This is a genomic window from Bradyrhizobium sp. NBAIM18 (genome assembly GCF_020193825.1).
Taxonomy (GTDB): domain Bacteria; phylum Pseudomonadota; class Alphaproteobacteria; order Rhizobiales; family Xanthobacteraceae; genus Bradyrhizobium; species Bradyrhizobium yuanmingense.
In genome coordinates this window covers 278539-296243 of the sequence record NZ_JADYVO010000006.1, presented here as the reverse complement: position 1 = coordinate 296243, position 17705 = coordinate 278539, and the positions used below count along the sequence as shown (strand labels likewise).

At 63.8% G+C, this 17705-nt stretch carries 12 protein-coding genes; 8 read left to right on the top strand and 4 right to left on the bottom strand.

Annotated elements, in window-relative coordinates; translation table 11 throughout:
* Positions 1–82 precede the first annotated feature (82 nt).
* Positions 83–712: a glutathione S-transferase family protein gene (locus tag I6F17_RS16525; RefSeq protein WP_225131671.1), complete on the top strand. Its 630-nt coding sequence runs from the start codon at positions 83–85 to the stop codon at positions 710–712.
* A gap of 285 nt (positions 713–997) precedes the next feature.
* On the opposite strand, the gene metH is transcribed toward I6F17_RS16525, so the two are convergent.
* On the bottom strand, positions 998–4840 hold the full coding sequence (gene metH, locus I6F17_RS16520; protein ID WP_225190436.1) for a methionine synthase: 3843 nt from the start codon (positions 4838–4840) through the stop codon (positions 998–1000).
* 6 nt (positions 4841–4846) lie between these two features.
* Positions 4847–5767, bottom strand: a complete 921-nt coding sequence (gene metF, locus I6F17_RS16515; protein WP_225132285.1) for a methylenetetrahydrofolate reductase [NAD(P)H] — start codon at positions 5765–5767, stop codon at positions 4847–4849.
* Positions 5768–6139: 372 nt separating this feature from the next.
* Here metF and I6F17_RS16510 point away from each other — a divergent pair, with 372 nt between their 5' ends.
* The gene (locus tag I6F17_RS16510; protein WP_225190435.1) at positions 6140–7153 is read left to right on the top strand and encodes an LLM class flavin-dependent oxidoreductase; all 1014 of its coding nucleotides are present in this window, start codon (positions 6140–6142) and stop codon (positions 7151–7153) included.
* A 191-nt stretch (positions 7154–7344) separates the two neighbouring features.
* Here the strand turns inward: I6F17_RS16510 and I6F17_RS16505 are convergent, their stop codons facing one another.
* Together I6F17_RS16505 and I6F17_RS16500 are read right to left on the bottom strand one after the other, a co-directional pair.
* Positions 7345–8202: a prephenate dehydratase gene (locus I6F17_RS16505; protein WP_225127091.1), complete on the bottom strand. Its 858-nt coding sequence runs from the start codon at positions 8200–8202 to the stop codon at positions 7345–7347.
* A 21-nt stretch (positions 8203–8223) separates the two neighbouring features.
* Positions 8224–8964, bottom strand: coding sequence for a 3-deoxy-manno-octulosonate cytidylyltransferase (locus I6F17_RS16500; protein ID WP_225127102.1), 741 nt, complete (start codon positions 8962–8964; stop codon positions 8224–8226).
* Between the two features lie 230 nt (positions 8965–9194).
* Here I6F17_RS16500 and I6F17_RS16495 point away from each other — a divergent pair, with 230 nt between their 5' ends.
* From I6F17_RS16495 to I6F17_RS16470, 6 genes are all read left to right on the top strand, one after another.
* On the top strand, positions 9195–9749 hold the full coding sequence (locus I6F17_RS16495; protein ID WP_225127104.1) for a cytochrome c family protein: 555 nt from the start codon (positions 9195–9197) through the stop codon (positions 9747–9749).
* Positions 9750–9958: 209 nt separating this feature from the next.
* Positions 9959–11872: an extracellular solute-binding protein gene (locus tag I6F17_RS16490; RefSeq protein ID WP_225127114.1), complete on the top strand. Its 1914-nt coding sequence runs from the start codon at positions 9959–9961 to the stop codon at positions 11870–11872.
* Positions 11873–11886: 14 nt separating this feature from the next.
* Positions 11887–13773, top strand: a complete 1887-nt coding sequence (locus I6F17_RS16485) for an extracellular solute-binding protein (protein ID WP_036036822.1) — start codon at positions 11887–11889, stop codon at positions 13771–13773.
* 2 nt (positions 13774–13775) lie between these two features.
* A complete protein-coding gene (locus I6F17_RS16480) occupies positions 13776–14885 on the top strand; it encodes a microcin C ABC transporter permease YejB (protein ID WP_035998032.1) in 1110 nt (369 codons plus the stop codon).
* Positions 14885–16063, top strand: coding sequence for an ABC transporter permease (locus tag I6F17_RS16475; RefSeq protein WP_036036808.1), 1179 nt, complete (start codon positions 14885–14887; stop codon positions 16061–16063). The genes I6F17_RS16480 and I6F17_RS16475 overlap by 1 nt, the downstream gene beginning before the upstream one ends.
* A 4-nt stretch (positions 16064–16067) precedes the next feature.
* A complete protein-coding gene (locus I6F17_RS16470) occupies positions 16068–17705 on the top strand; it encodes an ABC transporter ATP-binding protein (RefSeq protein ID WP_225127116.1) in 1638 nt (545 codons plus the stop codon).

Sequence of the window (17705 nt, the reverse complement as noted above, 5' to 3'; positions counted from 1 at the left end):
GAGATTTTTGTTGCGCCGCGCCGGACTGGTCGTGGAGACTGATCGGCCCTGCCTTGTTCAATGATCGAGAAGAGCGAGAACCATGTTCCTGATCGGCCAATATGATTCCCCCTTCGTCCGCCGCGTCGCGATTGCGCTCCGGCTTTACGGGCTCGCCTTCGAGCACAGGCCATGGTCGACCTTCGGCGATGCCGACAAGATCGCGCCGTACAATCCGCTCCGCCGCGTGCCGACCCTGGTGCTCGACGACGGCGAGGCGCTGATCGAGAGCATGATCATCCTCGATTATCTCGACGACCTCGTCGGCGCGGACAAGGCCATGCTGCCGCGCGGCGGCACCGAGCGGCGCAAGCATCTGCGCATCTGCGCGCTCGCCTCCGGCCTCGGCGACAAGGCGGTGAGCCTGCTCTACGAGCGCGTGCTGCGGAAGGAGCAGCTCGCGCTGTGGGTCGAGCGTTGCCAGGCGCAGATCGCGGACGTGCTGAAAGCGCTCGAGGCCGAGCGCGCCAAGGCGACGACGCCGTATTGGCTGGGTGACCGCATCGGCCACGCCGACGTCGCCGTCGCCTGCGTCGTCCGCTTCACCCGCGAAGCGCATCCCGACCTGTTCGATGCCGCGCGCTATCCGGCGTTAGCGGCCCATAGCGAGCGCTGCGAGGCGCTGGCCCCGTTCAAGGAGATCGTGCAGCCGCTGGCCCCGCCGAAGGGGTGAAGCGCTCTGTCATTCCGGGGCGCGCGAAGCGCGAGCCCGGAATCCATCGTGCAGCGGATGATGTGGAGCAATGGATTCCGGGCTCGCGCCAAAAGGCGCGCCCCGGAATGACAGCGCGGGGCCCGGCGAGAGTATCGGACGGCCACCGCAGTCGATGATGCAATAATACCCCTGTTTTGCCCGACGCCACAACTCAATTTCGGCGAAAAAGAAATAACTCAGCCTTTTCAACCCCATCGCTACTGTGCATGGGGTTGTTTTCTCACCTTTGTTTTGCAGGCGTGCCTATCCCGCGCCGGCGCGCTTCTTCTGCCAGACCAAGTGCACCGCGCAGGTGCAGCCCGGCGGATGCGAGGCGAGGTCTTTCGGCATTTCGTCGTTCGCCGGCGTGGCGGCGAAGGGCTTGTCCTGCGACGGGATGTAGTTCAGCACCGGCGCGAGCCAGCGCTCGGCTTCCGCCACGCTCATGCCCTTGCGCGCGGCATAGTCCTCGACCTGGTCGCGCTCGATCTTGCCGACGCCGAAATAGTAGCTTTCGGGGCTGGCGAAATAGAGCCCGGAGACCGACGAGCCCGGCCACATCGCAAAGCTCTCGGTCAGCTTCACGCCGGCGGTCGCCTCCGCATCGAGCAGCTCGAACAGCGTCGCCTTCTCGGTATGATCGGGCTGCGCGGGATAGCCGGGCGCGGGGCGGATGCCCTGATATTTCTCCAGGATCAGCTCCTCGTTGGAGAGCGCCTCATCCGGTGCATAGGCCCAGAACTCGCGGCGGACGCGGGCGTGCATGCGCTCGGCAAAGGCCTCGGCGAGGCGATCGGCCAGCGCCTTGCACAGGATGGAGGAATAATCGTCGTTCGCCATCTTGAAGCGATCGGCGACGGCGTCCTCGCCGATCCCTGCGGTGACCACGAAGCCGCCGATGTAATCGGGCACGCCGGCAGGCGCGATGAAGTCGGACAGTGCGGCGTTGAAGCGGCCCTCGCGCTTCTCCAGCTGCTGGCGCAGCGTATGCAGCGTCGCGATGCTCTTGGTCCTGTTATCGTCGGCATAGAGCACGATGTCGTCGCCTTGCGCGTTCGCCGGCCAGAAGCCGATCGTCGCCCGCGCCCGGAACCACTTCTCCTTGACGATGGTGTCGAGCATCTTGCGCGCATCGTCATAGAGCGAGCGCGCGACCTCGCCGACCTTGGAATCGTCGAGGATGGCGGGGAAGCGTCCGGCGAGCTCCCAGGTCTGGAAGAACGGCGTCCAGTCGATATAGGGCACGAGCTCGGCGAGGTCGTATTCGTCGAAGCTCTTGGTGCCAAGGAAAGTCGGCTTCACCGGCTTGCTCTTGGCAAAATCGACTGGCACGCGGTTGGCGCGCGCGTCAGCCAGCTTCAGCCGCTTCTTGTCGGCCTGCGCGCGCAGATGCGCCTCCGAGATCTTGGCGTATTCGGCCCGCACCTCGGCCGCATAGGTCTCGCGCTTCTCCGGCGAGAGCAGCGCGGAGGCGACGCCGACCGCGCGGCTGGCGTCGTTGACATGCACGACGGGACCGGCGCGATAGCTCGGGTCGATCTTGACGGCCGTATGCACGCGGCTGGTGGTGGCGCCGCCGATCAGCAGCGGCAGCCTCAAGCCTTCGCGCTGCAACTCGCCGGCGAAGAACGCCATCTCGTCGAGCGAGGGCGTGATCAGGCCGGAGAGCCCGACGATGTCGGCCTTCTCGGCCTTCACGGTCTCGACGATCTTCGCCGCCGGCACCATCACGCCAAGGTCGATCACCTCGAAATTGTTGCACTGGAGCACGATGCCGACGATGTTCTTGCCGATGTCGTGGACGTCGCCCTTCACCGTCGCGAGCACGATCTTGCCGGCGGACGAGGAGCCCTCGGTGCCGATGCCGCTCGCAAGGTTGCGCGCCTTCTCCTCCTCCATGAACGGCATGAGGTAAGCGACGGCCTGCTTCATGACGCGGGCAGACTTCACCACCTGCGGCAGGAACATCTTGCCGTCGCCGAAGAGGTCGCCGACCACGTTCATGCCGGCCATCAATGGTCCCTCGATGACGTCAAGCGGGCGCGAGGAGGTCTTGCGGGCCTCCTCGGTGTCCTGCTCTATGAACTCGGTGATGCCGTGCACCAGCGAATGCGACAGCCGCTTCTCCACCGGCCATTCGCGCCAGGCGAGATCGGCTTCCCTGCCTTCGGTCTTCTTGCCGCGGAATTTTTCGGCGAGAGCGAGCAGGCGCTCGGAGGCGCCGGCATCCCGGTTGAGGACGACGTCCTCGCACACTTGCCGCAGCTCAGGATCGATGTCGTCATAGACGATCATCTGCCCGGCATTGACGATGCCCATGTCCATGCCGGCCTTGATGGCGTGATACAGGAACACCGAGTGCATGGCTTCGCGCACCGGCTCGTTGCCGCGGAACGAGAACGACAGATTGGAGACGCCGCCCGAGACATGCGCGCCCGGCAGGTTCTGGCGGATCCAGCGCGTCGCCTCGATGAAGTCGACGCCGTAATTGTTGTGCTCCTCGATGCCGGTCGCGATCGCGAAAATATTCGGATCGAAGATGATGTCTTCCGGCGGAAAGCCGACCTTGTTCACCAGGATGTCGTAGGCGCGCTTGCAGATCTCGGTCTTGCGCGCGAACGTGTCGGCCTGGCCGACTTCGTCGAATGCCATCACGACAACGGCCGCGCCGTGGCGGCGGGCGATCTTGGCCTCAAGGATGAACTTCTCTTCGCCTTCCTTCATCGAGATCGAGTTGACGACCGGCTTGCCCTGCACGCATTTCAGGCCGGCCTCGATCACCGAGAATTTCGAGGAATCGACCATGACAGGCACGCGCGCGATGTCGGGCTCGGCGGCGAGGAGATTGAGGAACGTCACCATGGCCGCTTCGGAATCGAGCAGGCCCTCGTCCATGTTGACGTCGATGATCTGGGCGCCGTTCTCGACCTGGTCGCGCGCGACCTGGAGCGCGGCGGTGTAATCGCCTGATGTGATCAGCTTGCGGAAGCGGGCCGAGCCCGTGACGTTGGTGCGCTCGCCGACATTGACGAAGGGAATCGCCTCGGTCAGCACGAACGGCTCGAGGCCGGAGAGCCGCAGGCGCGGGGTGATCTTCGGCACGATGCGCGGCTTGTGCGGAGCGATCGCGGCCGCGATCGCCGCGATATGATCCGGCGTGGTACCGCAGCAACCGCCGACGATGTTGACGAGGCCATCGCGCGCGAACTCGCCGATCAGCCGCGCCATGTATTCGGGCGTCTCGTCATATTGGCCGAACTCGTTCGGCAGGCCGGCGTTCGGATAGGCGCAGACCAGCGTGTCGGCAACGCGGCCGATATCGGCGATATGCGCGCGCAGGTCTTCGGCGCCGAGCGCGCAGTTGAAGCCGATGGTGACGGGCTTGGCGTGCCGCACCGAATTCCAGAACGCTTCCGGCATCTGGCCCGACAGCAGGCGGCCGGATTTGTCGGTGATGGTGCCCGACACCATCACAGGCACGTCGATGCCGAGCTCTTCGGTGATCTCGGCGATCGCATAGAGCGCCGCCTTGGCGTTGAGCGTGTCGAAGATGGTCTCGACCAGCAGGAGGTCGACGCCGCCGTCGATCAGGCCGCGGATCTGCTCGCCATAGGACTTTCGTAAGTCATCGAAGGTGACGGCGCGGTAACCGGGATTGGAAACGTCGGGCGAGATCGAGGCTGTGCGGTTGGTGGGGCCGATGGCGCCGGCGACGAAGCGCGGCTTGCCGTCCTCGGCTTCGACGCGCCTTGCGGCGTTACCGGCGAGGCGGGCGCCTTCACGCGCCATCTCGTAGACGATGTCGGTGAGGTCGTAATCGGCCTGCGCGATCGAGGTCGTCGAGAACGTGTTGGTCGCGACGATGTCGGCGCCGGCGCGCAAATAGGCGGCGTGGATGTCCTCGATCGCCTGCGGCTGCGTCAGGATCAACAAATCGTTGTTGCCGCGCAGGTCGCGATGGAAGTTCTTGAAGCGCTCGCCGCGGAAGGCGGCTTCATCGAGCTGGAGGTTCTGGATCATCGTGCCCATGGCGCCGTCGAGCACGAGGATGCGCTCGCGCGCGGCAGCGAGGAGGGCGGTTCGCTTGGGCGAAGTGGTCACGGTCATTTTCTCTTACGCCGCCTTCTGCGCGCTCTTGGCGCGAATGCCGAGCAAATGGCTGATCGCGAACACGAGATCGGCGCGGTTCATGGTGTAGAAATGGAAGGTGTCGACGCCGTGCTTGGCGAGCTTCTGCACCTGGCCGGCCGCAACGGTCGCGGCCACCAGCTTGCGCGTCTCGGCATCGTCATCGAGGCCCTCGAACTTCGCCGCGAACCAGTCGGGCACCGTGGTGCCAGCACGGGTCACGAAATTGCGCGCCTGCTTGAAATTGTGCATGGGCATGATGCCCGGCACTACGGGGATGTCGATGCCGCGCGCACGCACGCGGTCGAGATAGCGGAAGTAGAGATCGTTGTCGAAGAACACCTGCGTGATCGCGCGCGTCGCGCCGGCGTCGACCTTGGCCTTGAGCGTGTCGATATCGGCATCGAAGTCGCGCGCTTCGGGGTGCTTCTCGGGATAGGCAGAGACTGAGACCTCGATGTCGCCGTGCCGCTTCTTGATGCCGGCGACGAGCTCGGCCGAGCTCTGATAACCCTCGGGATGGCTCGAATAGGGCGTGCCGATGCCGCCGACGGGATCGCCGCGCAAGGCCACGATGTGGCGGACGCCGACCTCGTGATAGCGGTCGACGATCTCGTCGATCTCGCCGCGCGAGGCGCCGACGCAGGTCAGATGCGCCGCGGGCAGCAGCGCGGTTTCCTTCAGGATGCGCGTGATGGTCGAATGGGTGCGCTCGCGGGTCGAGCCGCCGGCGCCATAGGTCACCGAGACGAATTTCGGCTCGAGCGGGGCCAGCCGGTTGATGGTCTCCCAGAGATTGCGCTCCATCTCTTCCGTCTTCGGCGGAAAGAACTCGAAGGAGATCGCGGGCCGCTTCAGGTGCCTGCCCTGCCGGTCGGCTGTCGCAGGCGTCGTCAGGTCAGTCATGGCGCCACTCACTCCAATGTCAGGCCGGCGATCGGTCTAGCCTCGGAGAGCTAAAATACGGCAAAGACCCCTTGATCGACAGCCCATCATGCATGGGAAGTTGCCCATTCAGGTGCAGTTTACGGGGTCTTTCTTGCGAATCATGTTTTGAGTGGGAAGCGTGCTGAATGACATAAGTTGTTGAATTTTCAGATATTATCTCTCGTCGGCCATCTTTTGTGAACGATTCTCCTAGTGGGCAGATCAGAATCGTCTGCAAAGTAGCGGCGGTTGTCCCAACTCCAGCCGCTGGCGTGCCCGCCCGTCCGTACACGTCAGGCCTGCGCAGCCTGCCCATTGCCGCCGCGACCGCCTCCATTAGGTTAAGCCGTCATGATCCCGCTCTCCGTCCTCGACCTCTCCGTCGTCACAACAGGCACCAAGCCGGCCGCGGCGCTGCGCAACAGCATCGATTTGGCGCGTCACGTCGATGGCCTCGGCTATGTCCGCTACTGGCTCGCCGAGCATCACAATCTCGCCTCCGTCGCGAGCCCCGCGCCCGACCTGATGATCGGCCAGATCGCGGCGGTGACGAAGCACCTCCGCGTCGGTTCCGGCGGGGTGATGCTGCCCAACCATGCGCCGCTGGTCGTCGCTGAGCGCTTCAAGATGCTGGAGGCGCTATTTCCGGGCCGGATCGATCTCGGTCTCGGCCGTGCGCCGGGCACCGATGGTGCGACGGCTTACGCGCTCAGGAGCCGGCTCGACCGCCGCGAGGGCGACGATTTTCTGGAGCGGCTGCACGAGTTGATCCTGTGGGAGACCCGCGAATTCCCCGCGGGGCACCCCTACAACAACGTCGTCGCAATGCCCGACGACACCAGACTGCCACCTATCTGGCTGCTCGGCTCCAGCGATTATTCCTCGGAATTGGCCGCCCAGGTCGGCATGGGCTTCGCCTTCGCCCATCATTTCGCGTCCCATGACGCGATCGATGCGATGGTGCATTACCGCAATCGCTTTCAGCCCTCGGTCTGGCGTGCGAGCCCACATGCCATTCTCGCGGTCGCCGTTATCGCGGCCGATACCGACGAGGAGGCCGAAAGGCTCGCCTCGTCCTTCGACCTCAACCGCCTTCGCCGCGACCGCGGTCAATATCTGCCGCTGCCGAGCGTCGAGGAGGCGATGGCCTATCCGTATACGGACGCCGAGCGCACCTCGATCCTGCGCAACCGCTCGCGCCTGTTCGTCGGCAGTCCCGCGACGGTGCAGAAGAAGCTGCAGCCGCTGATCTACGCGAGCAAGCCGGACGAGCTGATGGTGATCACGGCGGTGTATGACCATGAGGCGCGAAAGAAGTCGTATTCGCTATTGGCGGAGGCGTTCGGGCTCAGAGCGGCGGGGTAGCTTACCCTGCCCTGGAGGGGGAGGGTCGATCGCGTGCAGCGCGAGCGGGGTGGGGTGATCTCTCCACTCGGGCAGTATTCGACGTGGAGAGACCGTCACCCCGCCCCGCTACGCATTGCGCTGCGCTCCATACGTAGCGACCCACGGGCGAGCTGCGCTCGTCCCGGACTCCTCCAGGGTAGGGTGAGGGATCAATCCTGCACTTCGCTGAACGTGGCGCGGAACGGATGGCCCGGATATACGCCGACGATGCGGAATTCGCGCGAGAAGAATTTCAGCTCCTCGATGGCGAAGGCGAGGCCCTTGTCATCGGGATGGCCGTCGACGTCGGCATAGAACTGCGTGGCGAAGAAATTGCCGTCGACCATGTAGCTCTCGAGCTTGGTCATGTTGACGCCGTTGGTGGCGAAGCCGCCGAGCGCCTTGTAGAGCGCGGCCGGCAAATTGCGCACCCGGAACACAAAAGTGGTGACGAGCGGCCCGGTGCCTTGGGGCGCCCATTTCGGCTCGCGCGCCAGCACCACGAAGCGCGTGGTGTTGTGGGCCTCGTCCTCGATGTCCTCGGCGAGGATGTCGAGACCGTAGATCTTTGCAGCAAGCCGCGAGGCGATCGCGGCCACCGTCTTGTCCTTGCGCTCCGAGATGTCGCGGGCGCTGCCGGCGGTATCGGCATGCACGATCGGCTTGATGCCGAGCTTGCGGATGATGCGCCGGCACTGGCCGAGCGCATGCACATGGCTCTCGATGCTCTTGATGTCTTCGAGCTTGGTGCCCTTCACGGCCATCAGCTGATGCCGGACCGGCAGGAACCATTCGCCGACGATGAAGAGGCCGGACGCCGGCAGGAGGTGATGGATGTCGGCGACGCGGCCGGCGACCGAATTCTCGATCGGGATCATGCCGAGATCGGCCTCGCCCGACGAGATCGCCGACAGCGCGTCTTCGAATGTGGCGCAGGGCATCGGTTCGGCGTCGGGATAGGCCTCGACGATGGCGATGTGGGAATTGGCGCCAGGCTCGCCCTGGAATGCGATCTTCATCTTGCTCATGCTCGGCCTTGTAGCAGCGGCTCAGGATTTGGAAAGGATGCTGCGCGCGGTCTCGAGGTCCGCCGGCGTATCGACCCCGCGGGGCACGGTGTCGACGATGGTGAAATCGATGCGCATTCCGGCCTCAAGCGCCCGGAGCTGCTCGAGCTTCTCCTGCAATTCCAGCGGAGACGGCGGAAGAGAGACGTAGCGCTCCAGCGCGGCGCGGCGAAAGGCATAGAGGCCGATATGGTGGTAACGCGGTCCGTCGCCGGTCGGGGCGGTCGCGCGGGTGAAATAAAGTGCGCGCATCCGCCTGCCGCCAACCGAGGTTCCGATCGCCTTCACCACGCTTGGGGCGACATCCTCTTCCTCGGTGTGGATCCGCGAGGCCAGCGTCGCGATGTCCACGGCCGGGTCTTGCAGCGGCGGCAGCACCTCGCGGATGTTGTCGATCGTGATGGTCGGGAAATCCCCCTGGACATTGACCACGATCTCGGCCTTGCCCTCGGGATCGAGCTTCTGCATGGCCTCGTGGATGCGGTCGGAGCCGGAGGGGTGGTCGCCGCGGGTCATCACGGCCTCGCCGCCATGGGCGGTCACGACCGAGGCGATCTCGTCGGTGTCGGTGGCCACCGCGACCCTGCCGATTGCGGCGGCCTCGGCACGGCGCAGCACATGCACGATCATCGGCAATCCCGCGATATCGGCGAGCGGCTTGCCGGGCAGGCGGGTGGCGGCCATGCGAGCCGGGATCAGCACCAGGATGCGGGGATCGATCATCGGGTTCAAAGGTCTGAGGTCAAGAGCCTGAAAACGGAGCGTTTTCCGCACCGGGACATGGGATGGGACGGGCCTGAAGCCGGGTCGCTTATACGGGTTGCCAGACCCCGGGCAAACCGATATCTCAATGGCAAAACTCGGGGAAACAATAAGGAACGTTTGATTCTCCGAGGCTCGTCCTGCGGCCATCCGGGCCGCTGTTTCCTTCTTGCGGTGGGGCCTGGCCGGAAATGGACTCTTTCGAACTCAACAAGATTCTCGGCGCCGTGTTCGGCACCTGTCTCTTCCTGCTGGTGACGAGCTTCACCGCGAGCGCGCTGTTCTCCCCCAAGATGCCGGAAAAGCCGGGCTTCGAGATCGCGGTCAAGCAAGATGCCGCCTCCGGCAAGGAGGGCGCCGCTGCCGCCGCATCGTCCGAACCGATCGAAAAGCTGCTCCAAACCGCCTCCGTCGAGAAGGGCTCCGCGGCCGCCAAGAAGTGTGGCGCCTGCCACACCTTCGAGAAGGGCGGCCCGAACCGAGTCGGTCCGAACCTCTATGGCGTCGTTGGCGAGCCCAAGGGCCAAGGCCGTGGTGGCTTCAACTTCTCGGCCGCCATAAAGGCCAAGGGTGGCAACTGGAGCTTCGACGACCTCAACAAGTTCCTCGCCAATCCGAAGGGCTTCATTCCGGGCACCGCGATGGGCTTTGCCGGTGTTGCCAAGGATTCCGAGCGTGCCGATATCATCGCCTATCTGAATTCGCAGTCGGAGAAACCTCAGCCGCTGCCGACGGCGTCAAAATAAGGTCCCGAGAACCGGCGCTCGAATACGGCCAGGCTGAAAAGTCTGGCCGTTTCCTTATCCGGGCCTCGCGGCGACGTTATCGGGGCGTTTGGCCGCATCCGATAGGCCGGCCGGGCTTCCAAGATGAGGAAAAAGCAACATATTCGGTCGAAACCTCGCCTATATTGGGAACTTAAAGGAGTAGCCTCCTTCAAGACAGGGATGTTGATTTGGCCATTACCCGACGCGATCTCCTGCTCACCGGCACTGCAGCCGCAGCGCTTCCAGCCCTTGGCTCCGTCGCGGGCGTTCCCGTCGGCGTGGCGCATGCGCAATCAGCAACTGAGCTGCCTTCCGGCGGGTTGCCTTGGCGCCACGCGCTGTCGCTGTTCGGAAAGGTCAAGTACCCCGCCGACTTCAAGCGCTTCGACTACGTCAATCCGGACGCCCCCAAAGGCGGTGTCGCGCGCCAGATCGCCGTCGGCACGTTCGACAATTTCAACATCGTCGTCTCCGGTGTGAAGGGCCAGGTCGCCGGTGCCGTCGCGTTCATCTATGAAACGCTCCTGACGCAGTCGCTCGACGAGGTCTCGACCGAATACGGCGCGCTGGCCGAAGCGGTCAGCCATCCCGATGATTTTTCCTTCGTCACCTATCGCCTGCGCCCGCAGGCGAAATGGCATGACGGCAAGCCTGTTACGCCGGAGGACGTGATCTTCTCGCTCGATTCCTTCAAGAAGAACCATCCGATGTACTCGGCCTATTACAGCCATGTGGTGAAGGCCGAGAAGGTCGGCGAGCGTGACGTGAAGTTCGTGTTCGACGCACCCGGCAACCGCGAGCTGCCGCTGATCGTGGGACAGCTGATCGTCCTTCCGAAACATTGGTGGGAGGGGACGGACGCGCAGGGCCGCAAGCGCGATATCGCCACCACCACGCTGGAAGTGCCGCTCGGCTCGGGCCCCTACAAGGTCAAGGAATTCGTCGCAGGACGCTCGATCGCGCTGGAGCGCGTCAAGGACTATTGGGGCCGCGATCTTCCCATCAATGTGGGCCGCAATAATTTCGATGAGCTGCGCTACGAATATTTTCGCGACGGCACCGTTGCGATCGAGGCCTTCAAGGCCGACCAGGTCGATTGGCGCACCGAGAACAGCGCGAAGAGTTGGGCGACCGCCTATGATTTCCCGGCCGTGACCGAAAAGCGGGTGATCCTCGAGGAATTCGTCAACCGCAGCTCGGGCGTGATGCAGGCCTTCGTGCCGAACCTGCGCCGCGCCAAGTTCAGCGATCCGCGCGTGCGTCGTGCGCTCAACTACGCGTTCGACTTCGAGGAGATGAACAAGCAGATCTTCTACGGTCAGTACAAGCGCATCAGCAGCTATTTCGACGGCATCGAGGAGCTGATGGCAACGGGATTGCCGCAGGGTAAGGAGCTCGAAATTCTCGAGACCGTCCGCGCCCAGGTACCGCCCGAGGTCTTCACGACGCCCTACACCAATCCGGTCGGGGGTAGTCCGGAGGCGGTGCGCGACAATTTGCGTGAGGCGCTGCGCCTGTTCAAGGAAGCCGGCTACGAGGTGCGAGATCGCAAGCTGGTCGACGTCAAGACCGGTGCGCAGTTCTCGCTGGAATTGCTCAACTCGGATCCCAGCTTCGAACGAATTACGCTGTTCTACAAGCCGTCGCTGGAGCGGCTCGGCATTGCGGTGAGCGTTCGGACGGTCGATCCGACCCAGTATGAGAACAGGACGCGCGAGTGGGACTTCGACATCGTGACGAACTCCTGGGGCGAGTCGCAATCGCCGGGCAACGAGCAGCGCGAGTTCTGGTCCTCCAAATCGGCCGACATCGCCGGGTCGCGCAACATCGCCGGCATCAAGAATCCGGCCATCGACAAGCTGATCGAGCGGGTGATCTACGCCACTGATCGCGACGATCTCGTCGCGGCCACCAAGGCCCTCGACCGCGTGCTGCTGTGGAATCACTACGTCGTGCCGCAATGGACCTACAACAAGGTGCGCACCGCGCGCTGGGATCGCTTCGGCCGGCCGGCGGAATTGCCCAGGTATGGTCTGTCCGGCTTCCCGTTCATCTGGTGGTACGACGCAGACAAGGCGGCACGGATCGCAAAGAAATCGTGAAGGACAATCCCCGCATGACGCAGATGTCACGCCGCCATGTGCTGGTCCTGGGTGTTGGCGGCGCCCTCGGGGCGTCCGTCGGCGCGCCGCTGCTGCGCAGCGCGCGAGCATCGGAAGCGGCGACCGAGGCGCACGGCATGTCGGCATTCGGCGATCTCAAATATCCCGCCGACTTCCGTCATTTCGATTACGTCAATGTCGACGCGCCGAAAGGCGGCACGTTCTCGCTGATCCCGTCGGTGCGGGCCTACAATCAGTCCTACCAGACCTTCAACTCGCTCAACGCCTTCATCCTGAAAGGCGACGGCGCACAAGGTATGGGTATGACGTTCTCGCCGCTGATGATCCGCGCAGCTGACGAGCCCGACGCAATGTACGGGTTGGCGGCCAAATCCGTGCAGATATCGCCGGACAAGCTGGTCTACCGCTTCGCGATGCGACCCGAGGCGAAATTCCACGACGGGACCAGGCTCACTGCCCACGATGCAGCCTATTCGCTGACGACTCTGAAGACCAAGGGGCATCCGCTGATCACCGTGCAGATGCGCGACATGGTCAGTGCCGAAGCCCTCGACGATGCGACGCTCGTCGTCACCTTCGCCAAGGGGCGTGCACGCGACGTGCCGCTCTATGTCGCCAGCCTGCCGATCTTCTCCAAGGCGTACTACGCCTCCCGCCCGTTCGATGAATCGTCGCTGGAGATTCCGCTCGGCTCGGGCCCGTACAGGGTCGGCAGGTTCGAGGTCAATCGCTACATCGAGTTCGAGCGCGTCAAGGACTGGTGGGCCGCGGATCTGCCGCCCTGCCGCGGCAGCTACAATTTCGATGTCGTCCGCTATGAATTCTACCGCGATCGTGACGTCGCCTTCGAGGGCTTTACCGGCAAGAGCTATCTTTATCGCGAGGAGTTCACTTCGCGCATCTGGGCGACGCGCTATGACTTCCCGGCCGTGAAGGAAGGCCGAGTCAAGATGGAGGTCGTGCCCGACGATACGCCCTCCGGCGCGCAAGGCTGGTTCATCAATACGCGGCGCGACAAATTCAAAGACCCCCGCGTGCGCGAGGCCCTGATCAACGCTTTCGATTTCGAATGGACCAACAAGACGATCATGTACGGCGCCTATGCCCGCACGGTGTCGCCGTTCCAGAACTCGGACCTGATGGCTGGCAATGCGCCGCCTTCGCCGGAAGAGCTGAAGCTGCTGGAGCCGTTTCGCGGCCAGGTTCCTGACGAGGTGTTCGCGGCGCCGTTTACGCCGCCGGCCTCCGACGGCTCCGGACAGGACCGCAGCCTGCTCCGCAAGGCGCAGCAATTGCTGACCGAGGCCGGCGTGCCCATCAAGGACGGCAAGCGGGTGCTGCCGAACGGCGAATTGTTCAAGATCGAGTTCCTGCTGGATGAGCCCTCGTTCCAGCCGCACCACGCGCCTTACATCAAGAATCTCGCGACGCTTGGCATCGAAGCGAGCGTGCGCCTTGTCGATGCCGTGCAGCATAAGGCCCGGCAGGAAGATTTCGATTTCGACATGACCATCCAGCGCTTCAGCATGTCGGCGACGCCAGGCGATGCCATGCGCGCGTTCTTCTCCTCGCAGGTCGCAAACACCAAGGGCTCGTACAATCTGGCTGGCGTCGCCAGCCCGGCGATCGACGCCATGATCGAGAAGATCATGGCGGCCGACAGCCGCGAAGAGCTGACCGTCGCCTGCCGCGCCTTCGATCGCCTGTTCCGCGCCGGTCGCTATTGGGTGCCGCAATGGTACAACAAGACGCACCGGCTGGCCTATTGGGACCAGTTCGGCCATCCACCGAGGTTGCCGCGTTATGCCAACGGCGTCGGCGCGCCCGACATCTGGTGGTATGAGCCCGCCAAGGCGGCCAAGCTCGAGCAGGCAAAATAGCCATGAGCGCCTATATCGCCCGCCGCCTCCTGCTAATGATTCCGACCCTGCTTGGGATCCTCTTCGTGTCCTTCGTCGTGGTGCAATTCGCGCCGGGCGGCCCGGTTGAGCGCGTGATCGCGCAACTCTCGGGCGCCGACACCGGCGGGACCTCGCGTATTTCCGGCGGCAGCGATTTTGCGCAGCGCGCGCCGGGACAGGTCGGTGCCGGCGGCGATTCCGTCAATTCTAAATATCGCGGCGCACAGGGCCTCGATCCTGATTTCATCAAGAAGCTGGAAGTGCAGTTCGGCTTCGACAAGCCGGCGCCGGAACGTTTCCTGCTGATGGTGTGGAATTTCGCTCGCTTCGATTTCGGCAAGAGCTATTTTCGCGACGTCAGCGTGCTCCAGCTGATCAAGGAAAAGCTGCCGGTCTCGATCTCGCTTGGCCTCTGGCTGACGCTCCTGACCTACCTGATCTCGATCCCGCTCGGCATTCGCAAGGCCGTGAATGACGGTGCGCGGTTCGACACCTGGACCTCGACGGTGCTCGTGCTCGGCTATGCCATTCCCGGCTTCCTGTTCGCGATCCTGCTGATCATCCTGTTTGCCGGCGGCTCCTTCTTCAACTGGTTCCCGCTGCGCGGACTAACCTCGGATGGCTGGTCGCAATTTCCCTGGTACTGGAAGATCATCGATTATTTCTGGCATCTGACGTTGCCGCTGATCGCCATGGGGCTAGGTGCCTTCACCACCATGACGTTCCTGACCAAGAACTCGTTCCTGGATGAGATCCGCAAGCAATACGTCATGACCGCCCGCGCCAAGGGCTGCAGCGAGAACCGGGTGCTCTATGGCCACGTCTTCCGCAACGCGATGCTGATCGTGATCGCCGGCTTCCCCGGCACTTTCATCCACGCCTTCTTTTCCGGCTCGCTGCTGATCGAGACCATCTTCTCGCTGGACGGGCTCGGACTGCTCAGCTTCGAGAGCGTGCTCAATCGCGACTATCCCGTGGTGTTCGGCACGCTCTACATCTTCTCGCTGGTAGGCCTCGTGATCAACCTGATCTCTGACTTGACCTATATGTGGATCGACCCCCGGATCGATTTCGAAGCGCGGGAGGTCTGATGACGATCACCGCGCCGACGCCGATCGAGACCACAGCGAAGTCGCCGCTCGGCGATGCCGTTCCGATCACGCGCAAGCCGTTCGCTCCATCGCCGCTTAACCGGCGGCGGTGGCAGAACTTCAAGGCGAACCACCGCGGCTACTGGTCCTTCTGGATCTTCATCGGCCTGTTCGTGATCTCGCTGTTCGCCGAGCTGATCGCGAACGATCGGCCCTTCCTGATCAAGTTCGACGGTCGGCTATATTGGCCGGCCTTCGTGACCTATTCGGAGACGACGTTCGGCGGCGATTTCGAGACCGCGGCCGATTACCGCGACCCGTACTTGCAGAAGCTGATCAAGGACAAGGGCGGCAGCGTCGTCTGGCCGCTGATCCGTTACTCCTATGACACTCACAATCTCGATCTGCCGACACCGGCGCCGTCGCCGCCGACCTGGATGCTGACGGAGAAGCAGTGCAAGCCGGTGGTGGAGAAAAAGGGACTGAAGAGCTGCCGCGATCTCGAATACAATTGGCTCGGCACCGACGATCAGGGCCGCGACGTGGTGGCGCGGCTGATCTACGGCTTCCGCATCTCGGTGCTGTTCGGCCTTTGCCTCACCATCGTTTCGTCGGTCATCGGCATCGCGGCGGGTGCGGTGCAGGGCTATTTCGGCGGTTGGGTCGATCTGATCTTCCAGCGTTTCATCGAGATCTGGACCGCGATTCCATCGCTGTATCTTCTCCTGATCCTGTCCTCGGTGCTGGTGCCCGGTTTCTTCGTGCTACTCGGCATCTTGCTGCTGTTCTCCTGGGTCTCGCTGGTTGGCCTCGTGCGGGCCGAATTCCTGCGCGGGCGCAATTTCGAATACGTCCAGGCGGCACGTGCGCTCGGCGTCTCCAATCCTCTGATCATGTTCCGCCACCTGCTGCCTAACGCGATGGTCGCGACCATGACGTTCCTGCCGTTCATCGTTTCGAGCTCGGTGATGACGCTGACGGCGCTCGATTTCCTCGGCTTCGGCCTGCCACCGGGATCGCCCTCGCTCGGCGAATTGCTCTCGCAGGCCAAGGCCAATGTGCAGGCACCGTGGCTCGGCTTCTCCGGCTTCTTCTCGGTCGCGATCATGCTCTCGCTGTTGATCTTCATCGGTGAAGCCGTGCGCGATGCCTTCGACCCGCGCAAGACGTTCAGGTAAGGCCATGGATGCGATCAACCAGCCCCTGCTCGCCGTTCGCGACCTCTCGGTGGCCTTTCGCCAGGGCGGCGCCACCACGCTTGCGGTCGACAAGGTCTCGTTCCAGATCAAGCGCGGCGAATGCGTGGCGCTGGTTGGCGAATCCGGCTCCGGCAAGTCGGTCAGCGCACTCTCGATCCTGAAGCTGCTGCCGTATCCGAATGCCTCCCATCCCTCCGGCAGCATCCGCTTCAAGGGCCAGGAGTTGATCGACCAGTCCGAGCAGCAGATGCGGGAGATCAGGGGCAGCGACATCTCCATCATCTTCCAGGAGCCGATGACCTCGCTCAATCCGCTGCACACGATCGAGGCGCAGATCGGCGAGATCATCCAGCTGCACAATCCGACCAGCAATGCGCAGGCGCGCAAGCGGACGCTGGAGCTCTTGACCCAGGTCGGCATCCCCGATCCAGAGACGCGGCTGAACAGCTATCCGCACCAGCTCTCCGGCGGCCAGCGCCAGCGTGTGATGATCGCGATGGCGCTCGCCAACGAGCCGGACCTACTGATCGCGGACGAGCCGACCACGGCGCTCGACGTCACCGTGCAGGCGCAGATCCTGGCGCTGCTCGCCGAGATCCGCGCGCGGCTCGGCATGAGCCTGCTGTTCATCACCCACGATCTCGGCATTGTGCGCCGCATTGCCGACACCGTCTGTGTCATGAAGGGCGGCGTGATCGTCGAGCAGGGTCCGGTCGAGCAGGTCTTCAAGACCCCGAAACATCCCTATACACGCGACCTGCTCGCGGCGGAGCCCAAGCCCGATCCGGCGCCGCCGCAGCCGAATGCGCCGGTGGTGATGTCGGCCAATGACCTAAAAGTCTGGTTCCCGATCAAGCGCGGCCTGATGCGCAAGACGGTCGGTCACATCAAGGCGGTCGATGGGGTCAGTGTCGCCGTACGCAAGGGCGAGACGCTCGGCGTGGTCGGCGAATCCGGCTCGGGCAAGACCACGCTGGGGCTGGCGCTGCTGCGGCTGATCTCCTCGAACGGACGCATCGTGTTCTTAGGGAACGACATCCAGGGCCTGCGCTTCAAGGAGATGCGTCCCTTCCGGCGCGACATGCAGATCGTGTTTCAGGATCCGTTCGGCTCGCTCTCACCGCGCATGTCGGTCGCCGACATCATCGCCGAGGGCCTGTCCGTGCATCAGCCGGCGCTCTCGCGCGAGGAACGCGAGGCGCGCGTGGTCAAGGCACTCGAGGATGTCGGACTCAATCCGGAGACGCGCTTCCGCTATCCGCACGAATTCTCCGGCGGCCAGCGTCAGCGCATCTCGATCGCGCGCGCGATCGTGCTGGAGCCTGATTTCGTCGTGCTGGACGAGCCGACCAGCGCGCTCGACATGCTGTTCCAGGCGCAGATGGTCGATCTGTTGCGCGAGCTCCAGCGCAAGCGCGAGCTCACCTACATGTTCATTTCGCACGATTTGCGTGTCGTCGCCTCGCTCGCCAGCCACCTCATCGTGATGCGCGGCGGCAAGGTGGTCGAGGAGGGGCAGGCGGCCGAATTGTTCAGGAATCCGAAGACGGATTATACCCGAGCGCTGTTCGCGGCCGCGTTCCGGCTGGAGACGGCCGGGAACGGGGCGGCGGCGACGTAG